This window comes from Acrocarpospora pleiomorpha, from assembly GCF_009687885.1.
GTDB classification, from domain to species: Bacteria; Actinomycetota; Actinomycetes; order Streptosporangiales; family Streptosporangiaceae; genus Acrocarpospora; species Acrocarpospora pleiomorpha.
In genome coordinates this window covers 14,029-34,901 of sequence record NZ_BLAF01000029.1, presented here as the reverse complement: position 1 = coordinate 34,901, position 20,873 = coordinate 14,029, and the positions used below count along the sequence as shown (strand labels likewise).

General features: G+C 69.0%; 18 protein-coding genes and 1 pseudogene. 3 read left to right on the top strand and 16 right to left on the bottom strand.

Annotated features, from left to right (window positions below):
* Positions 1–6 precede the first annotated feature (6 nt).
* The 7 genes from Aple_RS25160 to Aple_RS54655 form a co-directional block, all read right to left on the bottom strand.
* On the bottom strand, positions 7–1,023 hold the full coding sequence (locus Aple_RS25160) for a hypothetical protein (RefSeq protein WP_155347165.1): 1,017 nt from the start codon (positions 1,021–1,023) through the stop codon (positions 7–9).
* Positions 1,020–1,235 (bottom strand): hypothetical protein, encoded by a 216-nt coding sequence (locus Aple_RS25155; RefSeq protein WP_155347164.1) that lies wholly within the window; start codon positions 1,233–1,235, stop codon positions 1,020–1,022. The genes Aple_RS25160 and Aple_RS25155 overlap by 4 nt, the downstream gene beginning before the upstream one ends.
* Positions 1,232–1,609 (bottom strand): RRQRL motif-containing zinc-binding protein, encoded by a 378-nt coding sequence (locus tag Aple_RS25150; protein WP_155347163.1) that lies wholly within the window; start codon positions 1,607–1,609, stop codon positions 1,232–1,234. The genes Aple_RS25155 and Aple_RS25150 overlap by 4 nt, the downstream gene beginning before the upstream one ends.
* A gap of 23 nt (positions 1,610–1,632) precedes the next feature.
* The gene (locus Aple_RS25145) at positions 1,633–1,872 is read right to left on the bottom strand and encodes a hypothetical protein (RefSeq protein ID WP_155347162.1); all 240 of its coding nucleotides are present in this window, start codon (positions 1,870–1,872) and stop codon (positions 1,633–1,635) included.
* 174 nt (positions 1,873–2,046) lie between these two features.
* Positions 2,047–2,868, bottom strand: a complete 822-nt coding sequence (locus Aple_RS25140; RefSeq protein WP_155347161.1) for a DUF4097 family beta strand repeat-containing protein — start codon at positions 2,866–2,868, stop codon at positions 2,047–2,049.
* A gap of 7 nt (positions 2,869–2,875) precedes the next feature.
* A complete protein-coding gene (locus Aple_RS25135) occupies positions 2,876–3,379 on the bottom strand; it encodes a Pycsar system effector family protein (protein WP_155347160.1) in 504 nt (167 codons plus the stop codon).
* Positions 3,380–3,700 (bottom strand): WhiB family transcriptional regulator, encoded by a 321-nt coding sequence (locus tag Aple_RS54655; RefSeq protein WP_246264763.1) that lies wholly within the window; start codon positions 3,698–3,700, stop codon positions 3,380–3,382.
* Positions 3,701–4,435: 735 nt separating this feature from the next.
* Here Aple_RS54655 and Aple_RS25125 point away from each other — a divergent pair.
* Positions 4,436–5,773 (top strand): NsdA family TPR-like regulatory protein, encoded by a 1,338-nt coding sequence (locus tag Aple_RS25125; RefSeq protein ID WP_507767944.1) that lies wholly within the window; start codon positions 4,436–4,438, stop codon positions 5,771–5,773.
* On the opposite strand, the gene Aple_RS25120 is transcribed toward Aple_RS25125, so the two are convergent.
* Positions 5,770–6,678, bottom strand: coding sequence for an aminoglycoside phosphotransferase family protein (locus Aple_RS25120; protein ID WP_155347157.1), 909 nt, complete (start codon positions 6,676–6,678; stop codon positions 5,770–5,772). The two genes, Aple_RS25125 and Aple_RS25120, sit on opposite strands and share 4 nt — an antisense overlap.
* The gene (locus Aple_RS25115; protein ID WP_155347156.1) at positions 6,679–7,365 is read right to left on the bottom strand and encodes a GntR family transcriptional regulator; all 687 of its coding nucleotides are present in this window, start codon (positions 7,363–7,365) and stop codon (positions 6,679–6,681) included. It lies immediately after the preceding gene.
* Between the two features lie 446 nt (positions 7,366–7,811).
* Here Aple_RS25115 and Aple_RS25110 point away from each other — a divergent pair, with 446 nt between their 5' ends.
* Complete coding sequence (locus tag Aple_RS25110; protein WP_155347155.1) at positions 7,812–8,564, top strand: hypothetical protein; 753 nt, start codon at positions 7,812–7,814, stop codon at positions 8,562–8,564.
* Here Aple_RS25110 and Aple_RS25105 read toward each other — a convergent pair whose 3' ends face one another.
* From Aple_RS25105 to grpE, 7 genes and pseudogenes are all read right to left on the bottom strand, one after another.
* Positions 8,565–10,217 (bottom strand): TRAFAC clade GTPase domain-containing protein, encoded by a 1,653-nt coding sequence (locus Aple_RS25105; RefSeq protein WP_155347154.1) that lies wholly within the window; start codon positions 10,215–10,217, stop codon positions 8,565–8,567.
* 193 nt (positions 10,218–10,410) lie between these two features.
* A complete protein-coding gene (locus Aple_RS25100) occupies positions 10,411–12,351 on the bottom strand; it encodes a GAP1-M domain-containing protein (RefSeq protein WP_155347153.1) in 1,941 nt (646 codons plus the stop codon).
* Between the two features lie 3 nt (positions 12,352–12,354).
* A pseudogene (locus Aple_RS56365) lies at positions 12,355–12,969 on the bottom strand (GAP1-N2 domain-containing protein); the annotation flags it as partial.
* A 4-nt stretch (positions 12,970–12,973) separates the two neighbouring features.
* Positions 12,974–14,128: a TRAFAC clade GTPase domain-containing protein gene (locus Aple_RS25095; protein WP_170321655.1), complete on the bottom strand. Its 1,155-nt coding sequence runs from the start codon at positions 14,126–14,128 to the stop codon at positions 12,974–12,976.
* Between the two features lie 3 nt (positions 14,129–14,131).
* Positions 14,132–16,618, bottom strand: coding sequence for a hypothetical protein (locus Aple_RS25090; RefSeq protein WP_155347152.1), 2,487 nt, complete (start codon positions 16,616–16,618; stop codon positions 14,132–14,134).
* A 3-nt stretch (positions 16,619–16,621) separates the two neighbouring features.
* On the bottom strand, positions 16,622–18,205 hold the full coding sequence (locus tag Aple_RS25085; protein ID WP_155347151.1) for an Hsp70 family protein: 1,584 nt from the start codon (positions 18,203–18,205) through the stop codon (positions 16,622–16,624).
* Positions 18,205–18,714: a nucleotide exchange factor GrpE gene (grpE, locus tag Aple_RS25080; RefSeq protein WP_155347150.1), complete on the bottom strand. Its 510-nt coding sequence runs from the start codon at positions 18,712–18,714 to the stop codon at positions 18,205–18,207. The genes Aple_RS25085 and grpE overlap by 1 nt, the downstream gene beginning before the upstream one ends.
* A 168-nt stretch (positions 18,715–18,882) precedes the next feature.
* Here grpE and Aple_RS52180 point away from each other — a divergent pair.
* Positions 18,883–20,873: tetratricopeptide repeat protein (locus Aple_RS52180; RefSeq protein ID WP_170321654.1), on the top strand; the 1,991-nt coding region annotated here is incomplete at its 3' end.

Below are 20,873 nucleotides of genomic sequence, written 5' to 3'. Positions count from 1 at the left end.
CGGGTCTCATCTCGGGTCGGGGTTGGGGTCGGCCAGCTCGTCACGCAGCCGCGAGGCGGTCTCGGTAGCGCACCCGAGCGCGCGTTGGATCGCTCGGGCGGAGGGCTGCTTCGGAAGCTGCCCGCTGGCGATCAGGTCGCGCAGCCGTTCCCGATGCGCGCCCTCAGACAGGCCGTTGCGGACCCCTCCGAAGGGCTTGCGATGATCTCGGTCGGGGTCGGTGTTTTCGCTGTACGCCGCGACAGTAAGGGGGTTGGTAAGCCTGTGATCGAGGGCGGCGAACCGCGCGAGCAGACGAGGCCAGCCGGTCACCACCGCATACGCCACGACCGGGCCGAGGATGTGAAGCACCAACCTGGCGAAGCTGAACTCCTCGCCCTCAGGCAGCGACCACGGAAGGTGTGGCCAGGCGTTCATGCCGAGTGTGAGGCCCAAAAACAGCCACTCGATGCGGTCGAGCACGCGATCGTTGGCGGGTTGGCCGCGGGTGCCGAAGAATGCCTTGGCGCCGACGAAGCACAGGAGAGCGATGGACATGAACGGCTCGACGAACCAGGCGAACACCCAGCCGGGCGACCATTGAGGGGCGCCCTCGGAAGCGAAGACCTGAACTCCGGCCGTGGACCAGCCAAGCGCCAGGACAAGCGCGACGGTCAGGCCGATGTTCACCCTGCGTCGCGCTTTCGACGCGGTGTAGGCAAGCTGCGCGGGCTGCCGGGACAGCTCGTGCAGCCGGGCCGCCTCGTGCGCCTGACGTCGGCGCTTACGTACCTTTGGGGAGTCCAGCAGGAGCGGGATATCGTCGTCTTGCAGGTCGGCCAGAAGGTGCGCTTCGGCCACCTGAGCGCGCAACCGCTGCACACGGCGGGTTTCCCCGCGCACAACCGGCGCGTCGTGAATGGGCTGCACCGCGGTATTGGTCGGGGCGGCAGCGTCGGCCAGATGTCGTTCCAGCGCGGCCAGCCCGCGCGTGAACTCTTCCGGGTCCGGCGGGGTGGGGTCCGGGGTCGTGATGGGCATCATGGCCTCCCTTCGTCTGTGGGTTCGTGGTCGGTGAACTGGTCGGGCAGCAGCCCGCAGCCGTGGCAGGACCGGCAGCCTTCACCGGCGCACCACCAGCAGGCGACCGTGCCGGTTCCGGGCGGCGGTGCGTGCGGGTGGTCGGGGCCGGGCGGGTGTGCGGGCTGGAAGCCTGCGGTGCGGGGGCGGGTCAGGCAGAAGCGGCGGCTGTTCACGCGGCCACCTCCGCTGGGCCGTAATGGCAGTCCAGGCAGATGCCCAGGTGGCGGGGCAGCACGTAGCCGACGTCGGCACGGCAGGCCGGGCAGGTCCGGCGGGCCGCGTTGGCCTTGGCCAACGCTTCCAGCTGGCGCGGGGTGGCGGTCCGCTTGGGGAGCGCCAACCGCACGTCGTACAGGAAGGCCACCCGTACACGACGGCGGGAGCTCCACATCACCTGTGCCTGCACCCCTTGCCCGCCGGGGCGTAGCCCTTCGGCGGCCAGCTGGCGCAGCGTCATCAGGTGCGGCGGGGACATCCGCCATGGCCAGGTGGGGATGGCGTACCGGGCGCCGGTCGGGTCCCAGAACGCGGCTTTGATTCGACTCATCGCGTGACTCGCTTCCTGGGGGCTCAGTCGAGGCTGATGCGGTTGCTTCGACCGCACTCACGGCAGTCGGCCAGCGTCTGGCCCTGGTAGGGCGAGAGCGGGTCGGTGGTCGTCTTCTGGCAGTAACCGCAGGTCCACTGGCCCAGTCCGCCGACCCGCGTCCAGGAGGAGGCGGTGAAGACGTCGTAGCCCTCGGTCTGGGACCAGCGCGACTTACGGTGGGCAGGAACGGCCTGGTTCTTGCGCGGCTGGAACAGCGCCATGTCGAGGCTCCCTTTCAAAGGGGGTGGCTAGCCGCAGGTGCGGCAGGTGGTCGAGGTGCGGGGGTTGACCGCGCCGCAGCTGCACACGCAGGTCGAGGCGGTCCCGGGCGGAAGCCACGGACCATGCGCCGACGGCGGGGAAGGCGGGGGAGGATCGCGGGGTCTTGACGCGGCTCACCAGCCACCTCCGCGCGGGGAGGAAAGCGGGGTGCGAACCTGGCCGCTCATCGAGCGGGCGTTGACGAACAGCCCGGTCTCGGCGACGGCCAGGGGCAGGCCGGGCCGCGCGGTGACGGTCACGTCCCCCGACATCGATTCGGCCTGGATGGTGCCGGGGCCGGTGGCGTGCACGCGGATGTCCCCCGAGGTGGACCGCAGGGCCGCGGTGCCCGCGCATTCGGCGAGGTAGATGTCACCGGAGACCGTCTGGACGCGGGCACTGCCGGTGGCGGCGGCGTGGATGCTGCCGGACGTGGTGTCGACGGCGAGTTCGCCGACGCATGCGGCGACCTCCAGGCTTCCCGACACCGAGCGGTAGGCGACCCATTCCAACCGGCCGTCAGTGGTCATGGACGCGGTCCGGGTGCGGACCCGCACGGCCGAACCGGGCGGAAGCGTCGCTACGGCCTGGATGCCGGAACCGGCATTGCCCGCCGACAGGTTTCCGACGACCACATGGTTGCCGTCGATCCACATCGACCCACGGTTGACAATCACGTTGGCGCCGGTGATGTTCCACTGGGTTCCGATGACCGTGGTAGCGCCGGGGGCTGTGGCGGGAACGGTGACCGCCATCCGCCGCAACTCGACCGTCATGTCGGCGTCGGCGATGGCCCGCGCGATGTCGCGGCTTCCGGAGTCGGCCGACAGGGTGATCTCGGCGCGGGCGGCTGATGGGGTGACCTGGATGAATACGCTTCCGTGCGGCATGTCCAGGTCAAGCACGATCGGTCCGGCCAGGGGCGCGGGCAGGGTTCGGGTGGGGAAAGCGGTCATGGGGGCCTCACACCTGGGGGAGGGTCGCGAGTAGAACGACGAGAGCGATCAGGACGACCGCCACGGCGGCGATCAGGGCGTCCACCGCGATACGCAGGCGCCGGTACTTGGTCCGGGCCAGCCGCGACAGACACACGACGTCGGCCGCCAGGCGTTCCCGCTCCGGGGTGTCGGCCAGACCGGCAAGCAGGCCGCGGGCGGTGCCGACCCGGGCGGCACCCAGCACGCCGGTGCCTGCGTGGCGGGGCAGGGTCGGGCGAAGCGCCCACAGGGCGGCGGTGGACGCGGCAGCCGTCAAGACGGCGGCCACGATCAGGACGACCCGGGCCAGCGTCGGCAGGCTCGTGGCCAGGGCGGCGGTAGCGGTCAAGATGCTGAAGGCTCCGCCGGAGACACTGAGCGCGATTCCCGCTTTCGCGTCCACGCGCGCTAGTTCGGCCCGCGCGGCGGCGACGGCTTCGGCGAGTTCCCTTCGGTCGCGTTCCTCGCGGCCGGGATTATATCGCGTCACTTAGGCCGCCTGGGAGGCGACGGCCGGGGCGGAGGTCTCGGTCAGCGGGGTGACCTTGCGCAGTTCGGCGGCGGTGTAGCCCGCCCACACCCCCACCTGGGGGCGCACTCGCAGGGCGTAGGCCAGGCAGCCCAGACGGGCGGGGCAGGCCGCACACACGGCCTTGGCGACGTCCTCACGGGCGGCACGATCCTCGGGCGTCTCCTCCTCAAAGAGGTCGGGGCCGGTGTGTAACTGCGGGTCAGCGGTGCACCCGGCATCGTCGGCCTGCTCTTCCGGCAGTTCGTCAATCAGCCGGAGACGGGCGGGGGTACTGGTCACGGTGGACTCCTTTGGGGGCTGTCGGGGGTTGAGCCAGCGCCAGGACGGGGTGCGGATCTCGGGCGAGATACCGCAGGGGCACCGTCCTGGCGCTGGCAAGGAAAGAGGGGGCTGTGCGAGAGGGGATGGGGAATACCGGCGGTTGGCCGGAGTGCCCTGGCGGGGAGTCGAACCCCGCCTACGACCATCAGGGCTGTAGATGAAAGGTCCGCACAGCCGGATGGCCGTGCGGTCGGGCTCTTTGCGGGAGGTATGAGTTGCTCTCGCTGTAGGCAGAGCCCTGCCCTCCGGCTGCCAAGGTGCCGGGAACCTCGGCCCCCTCTGTCCGGGGCCCCTTTGAAGTGCCAGATGATGCTCAGCCCGTGGCGCGCGGCTTACGCCGCCTTCCACGGGGCGTACTAGACAGGTTCTAAGAGACATAGAACATGTATAGCTCGCTAGAGTCAAGACCTAGGGGCTTGGTCGTTTGGGAGTCCCCTGCGATCTCGTCTCGTTCGCTCTTGCTGACTCAAGAATTGCTCGCGCTGAGCTGGCACAACACCGATCAGTCACCCGTGCACAGCAGCACGGGAGGTGATTTTCGGGGGTGATTTATGGGCCTACAAGGCGAGACGAGAATCAGAGATCTTGTCGAATGGCTGGCCGTTGACGCGATGTTCGGGCCATGCTGATAGAGCTGGGAAAGTACGGGAGGTGAGAGTGGCTCGGATTCCCAATATCGGGCTGGCTAATGCGATGCAACGCGCCGGATGTTCCAATTCGGGACTTGCGTCACGAGTGCGTCAGATTGCCCAAGAAGAGGGTGCATCCCTGAGCTGCACTCACGTAGATGTGAAGCGTTGGCTTGATGGTGTCAAACCACGTCCGGCCACAGCGTGCTTCATCGCCGAAGCGCTCAGCCGGAAAGCTGGCGTCACCTTCACCCTTGATGACATCGGCATGGCCGGCGTGGTCACTCCCGAGACCCTTGAGCAGGGCATTGCCCACGCTGGTGACATCTCGGATGCGGGTAGGTTATTGCTTGGCCTGACTCAACGAGACCTCGCGGATGACCCCATGGCCATTCAGTCTGTGGTCGTGCCGGACGCTTGGGGACGGGCGCTGATTACGTGGCTACTCTCACGACCTGAGCCGTTCCCGACGCGGGAGCGGGCGACTGCCTCTGTGGGCGAGTCGGATGTGCAGGCCATCCGTATCACAACGAAGCTCTTTGCTGACATGGGCTTCCAGTTCGGAGGCGGTCATGCCCGATCAGCCCTTGTCCAGTACTACCACCGTGAAGTTGTGCCGATGCTGGACAGCAGGTTCACCGAGGCCGTAGGTCGGTCCCTCTTCACGGCGGCTGCGGAGATCACAGAGCTTGTCGCATGGACAGCGTATGACCTCGGGCGGCACGGGCTTGCTCAGCGGTATTTCCTCCAGGGTCTGCGACTTGCACAGGCATCCGGAGATCGCATGATCGGCGGCTTGCTTCTTGCAGACATGAGCCATCAAGCCACCTACCTCGGCAGGTTCGACCAGGCGATTCAGCTTGCGAGGGCCGCACAAGAAGGATGCCGGGCTGTATCGACAGCTACACCAATGGCGCTTTTCCACGCGATGGAAGCGCGGGCACACGCCGGAAACGGTGACGAGTTGGCATGCTCGCGCGCACTGGTTGGGGCCGAGGCGTTCCTTAACAGGCGCAACCCGGACGACGATCCTTCCTGGGTTGGCTATTTCGATGCGGCAGAACTGGCCAGCGAAGGCGCGCATTGCTACCGCGACCTGCGGAAGCCTGCTCAAGCACAGGAATTTGTAGCTCAGGCGGTTGGTCTGTGTGACCCGATGTACGTGCGGACGCTGGCCTTCGATCGTCTCGTGCACGCAGCGACCTATGTGCACGTGAACGAGCCTGCTCAGGCCGCAACCGTCGCTGTCGAGGCGATACAACTTGCCGGGTCACTCAAGTCAGAGCGCTACCTGCGGTACATCCGGGATCTCAAAGCAGACCTCGCGGCGTTCAAAGGCGATTCCGAGGTCAAGGATTTCCACGATTTGGTTGCCGACAAGTATCCTTCGCTCAATAGCTAGAAGGGTCGCCAACGCCGAGGCTTATCCGGGTCGCGCAGACAGCTCATGCGGTTGCGGAACTCCTCAGCTATGGCCTGATCTTCGGCAACGTTCTGCATGAGCCACGTCGTCATTTTGAGCTCATTTACAGCTCGAAGTATGGTAAAGCCGTCCCATGCCAGGACATCAAATCCGTAGTATTCGGCGAATTTATCGTACTGAGCGCGTGTACCCCAGCCAAGCGTGTGTTCAATCGCAGTTACGGCTAGATCTGTCTCGGGCGAACCCAAAGCGAAACGCTCGAAGTCGAGTAGATATATCGTGCCATCTGTGGAACGCATGAGGTTATCTGAGTGGGCATCTCCATGAACGGTACACGGAGCCAAGGGAAATTCAAGAGTAGCGTATTCCGTCTTCAGTTCCTCATATCTCGCCATGAGGAACTGGCGGTCATCTTCAGAGATGGCATTAGCCTTGATGATTCGTTCTGCCACACGACCGAAGATATCGAGAGTCGGTATATTAAGGTGTGCAGGTATGGGGAGGTGATGAAGGGCGCGGAGAACCTTAGCGAGTTCGACGAGGGTAGCCGGGGTTCCACTGTCGGGTATGAGATGCCACAGCGTAACCGGCTTGTCTCGTACTATGAGCGGCTGTGTGTGACCAGTCACCTTGGCTGCCGGTAGCCCTGATTTATTGAGCCATCTAGATACAGCAACTTCCTTGCGGGCATCATCAAGAACATCGAGGTTACGCGCAATCCGCAGCACGATACGTTCATTTTGGAGAGCGAACAGCGCATTTTCACCGAGGCGGATCAGCCGCGCACTATCGGCGTTCAAACCGACCTCAAGACATGCAGCGTGAAGAGTTGCTAGAGCCTCTTGAGACGAGAACGGGACCGTAGTGGTATGCGAGCTTGTCACTCAGCTTTCCTTTGATTGGCGTGGGATGAATCGTCTTTGTCCGGCTCTCTTCTCAACCAAGCCGTCTTCTTCTAGCTTGGCAAGGGCGCGCCGGACAGTTATACGACCAACGCCGTACTTGTGAGCGAGTGCATTCTCTCCGGCGAGTGCGGAGCCAGGGGTATAACTTCCAGCGGCGATGTCCTTGCGAATGGCCTCGGCAACTTCATCAGAGAGCGTCCGTACATGAGCCAAGGCGCCGACGAACCAACCTTTGCCATGCATGGCTGTTACAAGCCCCTCGGCGGCCAGGGTCTGAAGGGCCTGACGGGCGGTTCCCTTGGAGACTCCGAATTGTTCCGCTATCGCAGCTTCATGCGGAAGCGATTGACCCAGTTCAAGCTCACCGGTCTCAATCTGTTCGCGCAATTCCACGGCTACGGCCTCGTATCGGGTGGATGCGGCGCGGTCCTTGGTGCGGTCCTCGCCCTGGACACGGCGGCCTCTGCCTGCCTCCGCGACAACCAGGCCGAGGCGCTCAAGCTCGGCGACTGCTTGTCGCACCGTGCCACGGGCAACGCTGTATCTGCGAACAAGCTCGGCTTCCGAGGGAAGCATGCTCCCTGCGGGTGGATCTCCCTGACGGATACGGGTGCGTAGGTCATCGGCAATCTGAGCGTAGACGGGTGTGTCCTTCACCTGACTCATCGCGCTCCTTATGGTGCGGGCACCAGCGCCTCCCAGGCTAGAGCCACTCACGGCATCCTGGGAGCCCGCATGCCTCTGTGTCAGCGTTTCCGCAGTTCAAAAGGCATGTTCTAGCGCATATGTCACCCTGTCTCATAATCCGATGGTCGGGGGTTCGAATCTTCAGGTCGTGCTCACTAGCGGTGCCAGGCCGGGGGCCGTCTGTGGGCCGTCCGAGGCGGGCCAACGATGACAGACGATGGCTGGCGTTGACACCTTCCAGTGCATGTCAGCACAGCCTTTGTAGATGCGTCCCAGCTCCAGTGAAGGGCGCAACACTTCCTCCGCAACAAGCGCGCCGAGTGGCGCGACTACCGCCGCCAGGTCACCGAGTTCGAGCTGGGGCGTTACCTCCCTGTCCTGTAGAGCGGGCTGAACCACATGAGGGGTGCTTACGTTTCTGGGGCATGAGATACAAACTGGCGTTGGGCTTGGCGGGGTTGTCGCTGGTCGCGGCCTGTGGTGGGGCGGGGTCGGAGACCACGGCGGCGGCGGTTGAGGAGGGGGCCGTGCAGGCGGTCGCCTTGTGGGGGGCGGAGGGTGGGTTCGTCACTCCGACGACGAATACGCTTCGGCCGCCGCGGGTGGTGGTGTACAGCGATGGGCAGGTGATCGTTGACGCCGGGAAGACGTTCAAGCTCACCGAGGCGCAGGTGGGGGAGACGGTCGCGTCGATGGAGAAGTTCCTGGAGGGACAGCCTGCGACCGCGACGCCGAAGCCGGGCGCGCCGATGGTGACGGATATTCCGGACACCGTCCTTGGCGTACGGGCGAAGGACGGGAAGATGCGGGAGGTGCGGGTTCCGGCGCTGGATCAGGTGGCCCTCTTCTATCCGAAGGAACTGGTAGAGGCGAAGAAGCTGATGGACGGGCTGGCGACCCGGGGCACGTCGGAGGGTACGGACTACGTCGCCACCCGGGTTCGGATGGTCGCCGAGAACGCGCCGGGAGCGGAGGGCAAGGTGCTGGCGTGGCCCGCCGGGGTGCCGGAGCCGTCCGGCGCGGTGGACCCCGTCTGGAAGAAGGATCTTGACGGGGACGCGGCGAGCGCGATCGTCAAGGCGATCCCGGCGGGATTCGAGAACAGGCAGTCGCTCTTCAAGACCGGGTCGGGAGCGACCTTCGTGGTCTCCTGGCGATACCTCCTGCCTGACGAATAGTCATCCCGACCAGGCCGTCCAACCGGCGTAACCGAGCAGGGAAACGGCCGTCAGCGAGAGCACGATCGTGACGGTGAAGATGAGGCGGCGGGCGAGGGTGTAGCTGAGCGGCGGGCGGTCCGGGGGGCGGGTCGCGGGGAGCCAGGCCCGCTGCGGGCGGGCCGGTCTGGACGGGGTTCTCGCGGGCGGGCGCAGGCCGATCAGCCAGGTGAGCAGGGTGAGGATCTCCGCCGGGTCCGCCGGGAGTCCGGAGAGGAAGTAGCGGACCTTGGCCCCGGAGGCCGCCAGGGCGCGGGTCAGGTTGCCCATGCCCATGGCGGCCAGCCAGCTCGCGGGGTCGTCCGCCGCGCCCTCGCCGGTGGCGGTCTGGCGGAGCAGGTCGGCTTTGGTGACGACGACCGCGATCCGGCGCTGCCGCCCGCCGTCCGCGCGGCCGGCGAGCTCGTTGCGTACGCGATGGACGGTGTCGGCCGGATCCTCCCGCGCGAGCGTGAGACCACCGGCGGCCAGCAGCTCCCGATCGCCGCTGACCAGGCTGTCCTGTACGGCGGGCAGCGCGAACGGATCGACCACGATGAGCAGCGCCTCTCCGTGCGCCAGATAGCTCATCGCCTCCACCTTGCTCGCGCCGGTGTAATGCTCGCCGGACGGATCGAACAGATAGAGGATGCGGCTGCCCTCCCGGGGCAGGGTGACGTCGAGCATGACCGCCTTCGGCAGCTGCGTGCCCGTCTTGATCATGTGGCCGGTGGCGAGCTGGCGTTTGAGCTGGAGGAAGGTGAGCTCGTCGCCCTGGTCGACGAACTCGGTGTCCAGGCCGGTGAGCAGCGCGTCCACGGCCAGCGCCATGAAAGTGGTCTTCCCGGCGTCCGGCCCGCCCACGAAAGGCACCGGTTCGACCCGGACCCGGCCGATCCTGGCCGGTAGTTGCCGGTCGCAGTCGGGGCAGTGCGCCTGCAGCCGGTGCCGGCCGAGCATGATCGTGGTCGGCAGCCTGGCCCCGCAGCGGCAGGCGTGCCGGACCGCGCCGTTCAGGTTGGGGGCGAGCGCGCGGTGCCGTTCCCCGCAGGACGGGCACGCGTACACCGGCAGCGTGATCTTCGCATAGCACCCCGGGTACGGGCAGGCCTGCAGGATGCGCCGGACCAGCATGAACAGCTGCTCCAGGGTGCGCAGCACGGTGACGCAGGCCAGCCAGGCGAGCATGCCCGCGGCGACCGTCAGCGCGTACACGGCGGTGATCAGCAGGCCGAGCGCGGCCAGGGGCAGCGCGGCCAGCAGCACTCCGGCCCAGATGGCCAGCCAGATCGGGAACAGGAACAGGCCCCGCGCTTCGCCCATGAGGGCGCCGGTGGCCCCGCGGATGGCGTCGGCGGCGGTGACGATGATCTGCGGGAGGGCGGTACGCGTGATCGCCCACCAGTCCCGCCATACCTGGGTCACCAGATAGTGGCGGTAGGCGGGATCACGATCCTGGCGGGGACGCTCGACGGGGGAGCGCCCTTCGGCCACGTCCGGTAGCAGCACGCCGCCCGCCTGCCGGAAGTAGATTCCTACCGCGCCCAGGATCGTCGCGGCCAGGGTGAGCGCGAACGCGATCGGGAACGCGACCCAGATCAGGACGATCCACACCAGCACCGCGAAGAACCACATCAGCGACTTCTCACTGCGAGTCGGCTGCTCACTGCGAGGCGGCCGCTCACTGCGAGGCGATTGCTCACTGCGAGTCGGCTGCTAACCACGAAGTGGCTGCTCCCCGCGAAGCGATTTCCCGCCGTGAAGCGGCTTCTCTCCGCGAAGTGGTTTCCCAGCGTCAAATGGCTTTTCGTCGGGATGGGTGTGGGCATCAGCCGTCGCCCCGGCCGAAGATGCGGCGGCGTTTCTGGCCGGTGAGTTCGCGGAGGCCGGCGGCGAGTTCGGCGTCCCGTTTGAAATGGGCTTCGACCGAGCTGAACATCGACCAGTTGATGACCTGGGAGCGGGCCCACTGGTCCAGGCGGGGGATGATCACTCCGGCCATGCGGAGCCGGATCGCGATCTCCAGTAGCGCGATCTGCTGGTCGCGGTTGCGGTTGGCGGTGAGCCAGGCGTTGATCAGCCAGCGCCGCGCGGGCTCGGTCACGGATTTCACCACCGTGGTGCGGAACCGGGGGTCCTTTCCGGCGAGGGCTTTGGCGGCGGCGGCTCGGGTCATCGGCATCAGGTCGGGGTGGCCCTCCCGGGTGAGCTCGGTCAGCGCGTCGATCGCCCGGGCGGCTTCGACTGGAGTCGGGGCCTCGGTGAGGCGGGCGGCGATGAGGGTGGCCTCGGCGTCGTCGGCGGGGTAGCCGGACAGGCCGTCCCGCACCTTTTCGGCGAGTTTCAGCACCTCCGGGCCTTTCAGGCCGCCGGTCAGGAACGCGCGCGCCGGGAGCTCGCTGAGCTGGGGGGACGCGTCCATCTCCGGGCCGAGCGCCTCGATCAGGCGGGCGCATTCCGCGGCGGTGGGCTGCTTCTCCCAGAGGGATCTGAGGGTTTCCTCCCGGTCGTCGGTGAAGCCGAGCAGCTCGATGGTGGCGTCCACGCGGTCTCTGCGTCCTGCGCCGACTTCCCGCCGCAGCACGAGGGCGCCGGTTCGCGGCGCGGCCCGCCAGTCGCGGTCCGCGATCAGCGCGCTCACCTCGGGGGTGAGCAGCCGGTCGCGTACCTCAACGGACGTGTCCTCCAATCCGGTGATAAATCCGGCTATGAGGGTTTCACGCCATTCGGATGGGGTGCGCTGGATGGCTCCCGCCAGGTCTGCGGCTTGCCCCAGGCTGGTAGCTCCCGCCGGGCCGATGGGTCCCATCGGGTTTGTGGCTCCCGTTGGGTTAGTAGCTCCTGCCGGGTTTGTGGCGTCCGCTGGGTCGGAGGAGCGCGCATGGATCGTCGTCGTGGCCGCGTGTTCCACGGCTTCGGGGTCGAGGCGCAGGCCGTACACGTCGGCGACGCGGAGCACCGCGACCACCAGGAGCGGCGCGCGCGCCTCGCCCAGTGCGGTGCCCGCCGCCGCCGTCAGGGCGGCCAGGTACGGCGCCCGCATCACCCGCGCCGGAATCGGCAGCTCGGGATCGCGCATGGCCAGAGCCGCGCACCGGGCGGCGCACGGGTCGGCCGCCTCGGGCGGCCCGTGTTCGGCGATGGCCGCCGCCAGCGGCCGGTCGATCAACCCCGCCCGGCGGCCGAGCATGCGCCACGCCCAGTCCGGCAACCCGTTCTCGACCAGCGTGATGATGGCGTCCTGCTCCTCCGACGCCACCGTGCCGTCCCCCCGACAGAGCGCGATCAGGGCAGCCGCCGTCTCCGGCTCCGCGTCGCCGAGCTCGCCCAGCGCGTCCAGCCCGTCCAGGTCGGTACGGCGCCAGAACCCCACCGCCGTCGCCGCGAATCGCCCGGTACGCACCGGGGCGGGCGGCTCATCCAACCGGACCACACTCGCATCGATATCCGAGGGAATCCACACATCCGGCGTGGTCCCGACGATCATCTGGTGGCTGGCGGCCGGGTCGGCGCTGTAGGTCGAGAACGACAGCCGCGCCGCCGCCGCCCACGGCAGCGAAAACGAGATCACCGCGATCCACCGGACGATGTCCTCGATGTCCCCGGCGTCCGCCGCGACGAGCACCAACCGTCCATGCCCCCGGGTCAGCGCCTTCCGCACGCTCTCCAGCAACTCGCGAAGCCGCTCATACGCGTCAGTCCCACCGGCGGCCAGCCACCCGCCCAGCGCCTCCGGATCCACGACCGACCCCGGCGCCAGCTCGGTCAATTCCTCGAGTTCCCCCTCAGCGGGAGAATCAGCCCAGAAAGGCGCCCCCCAGAATTCGATCGGCCGCGACCCGACCAGGTCCCCTTCCCGCAGAACCAGCGCATGCCCGAGAAAGTTGCCATACCGCCCCGAGTAATCCCTCCCGAGATAGACACACCTCGACAAAACCCCCGGCTCATACGTCAACGAAACCGGAAATTTCGTGATTTCGGCGGGAGTGGGGCCCAGCGGAGCGCTGGGCGGAGGCCGATAGCTCATATGCGGCGCCGCGAGGTCACGAAGCCTCGCACGGTCGGGCATTCCGGCTCGTCCGTGAACTCCCGCCTGGTCGTGAGACCGTCCCGGGTCGGGAACCCCGGTTCGATGGCGAGGCTGTGCCGGGTCGAAAACTCCCGCCTGGTTGTGAGACCGTCCCGGGTCGGGAACCCCGGTTCGATGGCGAGGCTGTGCCGGGTCGAAAGCTCCCGCCTGGTCATGCGGCCGCGCCGGGTCGTGATTTACCGCGAAATCACCCCCGCCGGGAAGCGGCGCGATGTCCGCGGTCTCCGCGACGAACTGGAAACCCGAGCGGCCCGTCGGGCCGGATTCGGCCGAGGTGTAGTGGAGCTGCCACGCCATACGACTACCCCCGGACTCCGTCGAGCATCTTGAACCGATAGAGCAACCACAACAGCGGATCCTCGACCCGATAGGGCCGGATCCCTCCCGCGCCGACCGATTCGACCTCCGGGACCGCGCCCAGCGCGGAGAGGCCGAACAGCGCGTGGTCGGTGTAGTTCTGCCGCAGGTACCGCCCGACCACCCCGGCCTGCCACTCCTCCAGCAGCGCCAGCACCTGCTCGTGCACGGCCTCCCGGTCGTCCAGATCCAGGGCCCCGGACGGAACCCTGGCCCGGTGCAGCGCCGACTGCCGGGCCAGCGAAGGACGCAGCGCGTCGATCTTGCTCAGCGCCACGGCCACCGGCACGGTCAGCGGCCCGCGGGACTGCCGCAGCAGCTCGGTCACCCGGGTTATCACGTTCAGCGGATCGCTGTCCGGATCGTCGTCGAGCCCGCCGCTACGAGCTAGCGCGGTCCCGTTCAGCGCGGCCCGCGCGCCCGGCAGCTCCAGCGGATCCACCAGGAAGACGATCGCGTCGGCCGCCCGCAGGTAGCGCAGGTGCAGCTCGCTCACGTCCCGGCTGCGCAGATCCTCGCCCGCCGTGTCGAACAGCACCAGCGTGAGCGACTCGGCGCGGGTGCGCAGCCGCCCCCGGATCGTCCGGGTGAGCAGGTAGACGAGCGGATCCCGGCCCCGGTCGGTGACCGCCGACTGGGTGGCGCGCAGCAGGCGATGCTCGCCGTACAGCGGGCGGGCGAACTCCTGGCGGTAGCGTTCGATGGTCCGGTCGTCGCACGGGGTCAGCGAGGCGTCCAGCTCCGCGCCGACCCGGTTCATCAGCTCGTGCAGCAGGACCGCGATGTACGTGCTCTTCCCCGACCCCTTCGCCCCCACCAGCGCCACGATCTTGCCGGGATTGGCGCAGTACTCGGCGGCCAGCCTGCTGTGGCATTGCGGGCACGCCCGGCGGCTGGTCTCCCGGCCGCACTCCGGGCAGCTCGCCCGCCGTCCCGGCCGGCGCACCGAGAACACCGGCGGCAGGGACGGCGGCACCCCGCCGCGATGCCGTCCCAGCACCTCGTCCGCCCGTGCCTCGCACCCTCCCCGGCCGCCGGAACACCGGAACATGATGCGGTTCTCCGCGACGCGCGCGAAGCAGTACGGGCATGTGATCAAGGTTTACCCCATTTTCATGCGGCGGACCGATGGGTCGAGCAGCGCGACGTCCCCTTCGGCGAAACATCGCAGCCAGTACGGCTTGGCCTGCCGGGGCGCGGGCAGCGTCAGGCGGGCCGGGGCGGTGAGATCGGTCCACTCGCCGAGCACGCGGCCGTCCGCGGCGGTGAGCGGCTGGACGAGCCCCGGCTTGAGCACCAGGACCAGGCGCGGCACCCGTGCCGGACGCTCGGCGGACACCTCGACGGTCAGGGTCCGCTTCCACGGCGGACCCTCAGCGATGAGGTCATACCGGACCGGGACCGCGGCGGGCAGCTCGACCCGGACGGCGGGGCCACGCGCGCGCTCGCCCCGCAGCAGCGCGCTCGGCACGACCTCGATCGTGATCGCCTCGTCCTCGGGCGCGTCCAGCCGGATCCCGCCCTGCGCGCGATAGGCCGCCGCGCTCACCAGCAGCCGCTCCGCCGCCCACCCGACCTCGACCTCGGGCACGTCGGGCGGCCAGTCCAGCCCGACCAGCACGGTGCCCCCGCGCCGCTCGGCCGTGACCGAGGCGGGCGCGGTCAGGTTGACATGCTCCCGGTACGCCCCGACGGTGACCAGATCCCCCGCGATCGTGAGCGCCAGCACCACCCCGGTCTCCGGCTTGATCAGATGCCCTTCGGCCACCGGCGTCGCCGCCAGCGCCCTGCCCGCGCCCTGGATCTCGGCCAGCGCCAGCGTCGTCCCGTACGGCCAGGGCGGAGCGCCCTTCAACAGCCGGAACTCCAGCCCGCCGCTGGCGGGTTCCGCGCACGTGATCAGGAGAAGGCCCTGCGGAGCGGGTGTGATCGACAGCTCGGGCACCGGTTCCGGCCGGGCGTGCGGGGTGACCGTGCGGTGCAGGCCGGGCGTGCTCGCGCCGGCTCCGTCCGGCGTCGGGTAGACCGCGTAGACGTGGTAGTGGTGCCCGGCGCCGTTGCGTACGGCCCGGTCGCGGAAGGCGGAGCCGTCCACGGTCACCGGCTGACCGTCGCGCAGCACCACGACGCCGATGGCCTCGCGCGGGGCGGTCCAGCGGCCGGTGACGACGCCGTCCCCGGCGGTGACGCGCAGGTCGCGCGGCTCGGGCCGGACCACGACGGCGGCCGCGGGGGCCGCGGCCGCGGTGGCCTCGCCCCGGCGGGCGGCCACCGCGTACCGGAGCGGAACGTTGATCGGCGGCGTCTCGTCCACGAACCGGCCGGCGTCCGGCCCGGCCCGGAGCGGGACGCCGTCGCGCCGGATCTCGTAGGTGATCTCGCCCGCCCGGGACGGGGACGGCTGCCAGGTGATCGTGACCGTGTCGTCGTGAGGTTCGGCGCGCACGTCGCGGGCGGGGTGGGGGGCCAGGCGGGCCAGCAGGCCGGCCGCGCCCGGCAGGTCGGGGACCCGGCGCAGCGCGTCGGCCAGCAGGATCCACGCCTCGTCCGGGTCGGTGGCGGTCAGCGCCTGGTCGCGGAGCTTCACCGCCGCCGCGAGCCGGGCCGCGATCTCGTTGCCCAGCTCGGTGCCCTCCGGCAGGGTCGCGGCGAGGTCGGCGGCGGCCTGGATCTCGCCCGCGTCCACCAGCTCGCGCAGCCGCGCCCGCGGCCCGCTCGGACCGCCGCCCTCCTGGCGCACCGCGAAGACCAGCCGCCGCGCCTCGCCGGGATCGAGCCCGAGATCCTCCACCGCGAACCGCACCAGCGTCTCGTCGCCGGGATGCTCGCGCACCCGCTCCCGCACCCGGGCGACCAGGTCGTACCGCAGCAACGAGCCCGGATCATCGACCCCGCGCAACGCCGCCAGCACGGTGTCCGCCGAGATCGTCCACGACCCCCGGGTCCGCCGCTGCCAGTCCGCCTCCACCTCCCGAATCCGCTCCCCCAAATCCCCCGTCGGGGTAAATATCCGGAATTGGGTGTCGCCGAGGACGAACTCCGCGAGATGCCGCTTCCGCAGCGTGTCCAGGGCCTCCCGGGCGCGGGCGTAACCCGGATAAGGCGGGATGTCGGGGAGCTGGTCGGGTTCGCGGATCTCGATGCCGAGCTGACCCGCCAGGGCGTCGGCCTCCCGCCGTTCGACCCCCGCCGAACGGGCGATCCCCGCCACCACGTCCGGCGCCAGCAGCCGCAGCCGCCCGGCGGCGTCGTCCAGCCGCCTGCGCAGGTCGGTGACGCGCCGCCGATCCCGCTCCCCGGCCTGGCGCAGCGCCGCGATCAGCGGCCCGGTGTCGCCGTTCGCGGCGGCCTCAAAGATGGGGGCATATCCGGCATGGTCGGATTCGAGGCGGTCGACGAGCTTGCGGAACTTCAGCAGCTGGCGTTGGCGTCGCCAGCATTGCCGTACCTGGCGGACGGTCTCGGCCACCTCGGCCGGGGACATGTCCTGGCGGAGCTGGTAGCGCAGCCGCAGATCCTCGGGGGGTGAACCGGCCTCGCGGGCCGGGTCGAGCACCTCCGCCAGATACCGTCGCTCGTCGAAGGGCATGGCTCAGCTCACCTGGACGCGGGCCAGCGCCGCCCGCGACTCCGCCACTTCCTCCTCGGACATGCCGCCGATCCGCACGCTCAGCTCCAGCCGTTCCCCGCTCTCGTCCTCCCTGGCGGTGACGTGCAGCAGGCCGGAGGTGTCCAGGGAGAAGGTGACCTCGATCGGGAACCCGGCCGGTTTGCCCGGCGGGATCTTCAGATCCCCTTCGGCGATCTTGTTGTTGTCCTCGATGGCGTCCGAGGCGACCGCGCCCGCCTGCTCCATGACCTCGATGGCCACCCGGGTCTGGAAGTCGTCCAGGGTGGCGAAGCCCTCGGTGACGTCGGCGGGCAGCGGGTCGTTGGCGTTGACCAGGTGCGCCACGTACTCGCGGCGGGTGTTGCTGGCGGTCGCCTTGATGCCGAACGCGCGGGACGCGACCGTCTTGATGGTGCGCCCGGCGATCTGCTGCCGCTGGCCGTCGGACAGGCCCGCCCGCGCGGCCATCTCCTCGGCCCTGCCCCGGTCGCCGGCGCTGAGCAGCCGCCGGTAGGTCTCCTCGAACGCGTACAGCGCGGCGCCCTTCGCCACGGCCAGATCCGGGTCCTGCAGCCGCGGCGCGACCCCCAGCTCCTTGGTCAGCGCCTCGGTCACCGCGGGCATCTTGGCCGAGCCGCCGACCAGCACCAGGTGGTCGAACCCGTCCACGCCCTTGGCCCGCGCGGTGTTCAGCGTCTTGCGGGTGATGTCGATCGTGCGGTCCAGCAGGTCGCGGGTGAGCCCCTCGAACTCCTCCCGGGTGATCTCGACCTTGGCCACCCGGCCCTCGTGCATGACCCGGACCACGTGCTTGGTCCGGGTGGTGAGCGTCTTCTTCAGCTCCTCGGCGTCGCGGCGCAGCTGCTGCTCGGTCTGCTTGTCGTCCAGCGGGTCGGCCACGTCCGGGTGCTCCTGCCGGAACCGCTCGGCCAGGTGCTCCACCAGCCGGTCGTCCCAGTCGGCGCCGCCCAGCTCGTGGTCGCCGTCGGTGCAGACGACCTCGATGTCGCCGCCCACCAGGGCGATGACGGTGGTGTCGAAGGTGCCGCCACCCAGGTCGTACACGAGGATGCGGGCGTCCTGGCCCGGGTTGAGCACGCCATAGGTGATCGCGGCGGCGATCGGCTCGGAGATGATGTCGATCACGTTCAGCCCGGCGATCTGCCCCGCCTTGCGGGTCGCGTCCCGCTCGGCCGCCCCGAAGTACGCCGGGACGGTGATGACCACGTCGCCGACCGTGATCCCGGTCGCCGTCCGCGCGTCCTCGGCCAGCTTGCGCAGCACGAACGCGGAGATCTCCTCCGGCGTGTACGGCCGGCCGTGCATGGTCCGCGTGACCTCGTGGCCCATGTCGCGCTTGATCCGGCTCACCACCAGATCGGGTTCGATGACCGCGCTGTCCTTCGCCGTCTGGCCGACCACCACGTTGTCGGGGGTCTCGAAGAAGACGACCGAGGGCGTGGTGTCGGTGTCCTCCTGGTTGCGGTGCACCGTCGGGCGGCTCACGTCGTCCACACTGGCGATGCAGGAGTAGGTGGTGCCGAGGTCGATCCCGTGCACAGCCATCAATCGTTCTCCTCATTGTCCTGAACGTCATTGACGTTCCTGCCGATGACGACGCCGGCCTTGCGGAGTACGCGGTCCTGCTCGGCCAGCCGGAACCCGTCCGAGATCACGGCGACGATCTGGCCGTCCTCGCCGGGTTCGGTGCGGAGCGGTCGGTGCAGGGCCGGGTCGTACGGGTCGCCCGGGGAGACCTCCAGGCGTTCCGCGCCGGTACGGGCGAGGACTTCGGCCACCTCCTCGGCGATCGCCTCCAGGAAGGGGACGACGGGGTCGGCGGCTTCGCGCCGGGTGGCTTCGCGGGTGACCGTGTCGTACAGGCGGTAGAGGCCGGAGCGGACCGGGGTGAGGGCCTCCTGGAGCAGGCCGCGGCGCAGGTCCTGGTTCTCGGCGTGCAGGCGGTCGATGATCTGCTCGCGGTGCGCGGCCCGCTCGTGTTCGCGGGCCACCTGCTCGGTGAGCCGTGCCAAGCCGTTCTCTAGATCAACTTCCTCGTCCTGCTCAGGCAGCATGCCGGGTCCTGATCCTTGGGGACACCACGGCGCAAGTGTCAGCAATTTTCCAACCTGGCGCAATATAAATCCGGATTAGTGGCATATAGCGGATAGGTCAATTTTAGTTACCCATGCCTTTGGGGGGAGGGAGGACTAGAGTTCGCTCTAGATCGGGAGGGCGGAACGGTGAGTGAATTCGCGGCGCGGGTCGCGGCTCTGCGGGTGCGGCGGGGGACGGCCGACGAGGGGGTGTGGCGGTGGGAGCTGGCCTGGGCGCTGGTGGATCTGCTCGCCGAGACCGAGGACTTGGAACCGGCGGATGTGCGGGAGTTGCTGGAGCACGCCGAGTGGATCCTGGCGCGGGATCGGGACGCGGGCGCGCTGCAGCTGGCCGGGCTGGCGCGGTCGTGCTCGTTCGCGCTCAGCCAGGATCCGGCCGATGGGGCGCACGCGACGGGCTATCTGGAGGAGGCGCTCACGCTGTTGCCGCCCGGCGACGAGGGCCGGGGGGAGTTGCTGTATCAGCTGGCGATCGAGTATCTGACGCAGGAGGGCGACCAGCCCGGGCCCCGGCCGCTGGGCCGGATCATCGCGTGCCTGGAGGAGCTTCTCGATCTTCAGGACGATCCGGAGGTCCGGGCCAGGCTGGGGATGGCGGTCGGGTTACGGGCGTCGACGGATGCCGCGCACGCCGGGGAGGTCGATCGGGCGGTTGAGCTGATGGCCTCGGCGCACGGGCTCGTCGAGGACGACGGGTTGCGGGTCGAGTTGGGGCGCAACCTGGCTTTGTCGTACGACACCTGCGGCGACGCCGACACCGCCGCCGACTGGGTGCGGCGCACGCTCGCCGAGCCGGGCGTGGCCGGGACGCCGCTGGAGGCCAGGGCACACCGATATCTGGGGGAGTTGCTGCTACGCCGCTTCGCGCCGCCGCCGGGGGAGTTCGATCTCGGCATGGCGGTACGGGCGACGGAAGCGATGGATCTGCCCGCCAACGTTGACCGGATCGTGGAGGCGCGAGCGCATTTGGAACGTGCCGCTGAGCTGAGTCCCGCCGATCAGGACGTCGCGGCGTTGTTGTCGATGGTCACGCTCGCCGAGGCGGGGATCAACGGCGGGGACTCGCTTCGGGCGGCGGCCACGGTACGGGCCATGGCGGATCGGCTTCCGGCCGATGACCCGCGGCGGACTGAGATGGTCAGCCTGTCGGCCGTCCTTCAGGAGGAGATGGATCCGGTTCTTGGGGCGGGCGAGGAGCTGGACACGCGCATCAAGGAGCTGAGGGTCGTCCTGGCAGGACTGCCCGAAGGGCACATGCTGCGGCCGTGGCTGCTCAGCCGGCTCGGTGCGGCCATCGGGCAGCGGGGGGCGGCTTTCGCGGCGAAACGTGACTGCGAGGAGGCCGTGAAGCTGCTGGTGACCGCCATCGCCGAGATGCCCTCACTCAATCCGCTCCGGGCTCGCACGTTCGTGCTGCTGTCCGGCGCGGTGCTGACCGCGATGCGCGTGGATCCCATGGGCGCCGACCTCGACCGTGTGCTCACCGACCTACCTTCCATGATCGACCCCGTCGGCCTCGGAATCGACGCCGCCTCCGTGCACGTCGTGCTCGGCAGCGCCCACGTGGCCCGCGCGGCCAGAAACAGCTCCGGCCCCGACTACGACCAGGGCATCACCCACCTCCGCCAGGCCATCGACGCCTACCACCCCGAGAATCCCCTGCGACTCCCGCTCCTCTTCATCGCCGCCACCGCCATGACCGACCGCTACGGCACAACCCGCGACCTCGCCCTCCTCGACGCGGCCGGCCACTATCTCGACGAGATCGACACCGTCATGGCGACCATGAACACCCCCGAGTACGCCCCAGGCACACTCGACCGCCGGGCGGCATGGCTCCTACGCGTCCTAGTCCGCTTCAACCAATACCTCCAACGACAAAACCCACAAACCACCGCCCACATGACCACCGACCTGGACCGAATCGCCACACTGACACCACCCGGCCATCCAGAACTACCCATGGTCAATTCACTCCGCGCCTGGGCCCACGGAGTACACGGCCTGACCAGCGGCGACCCCCGAACGATATCGACCGCCCTCGACCAACTGATGGCCGCCGGGTCTGCGCTCGGGCCGACTCGTTCGGCTTCGGGGTCGCCTCGGTCGCAGTCCGC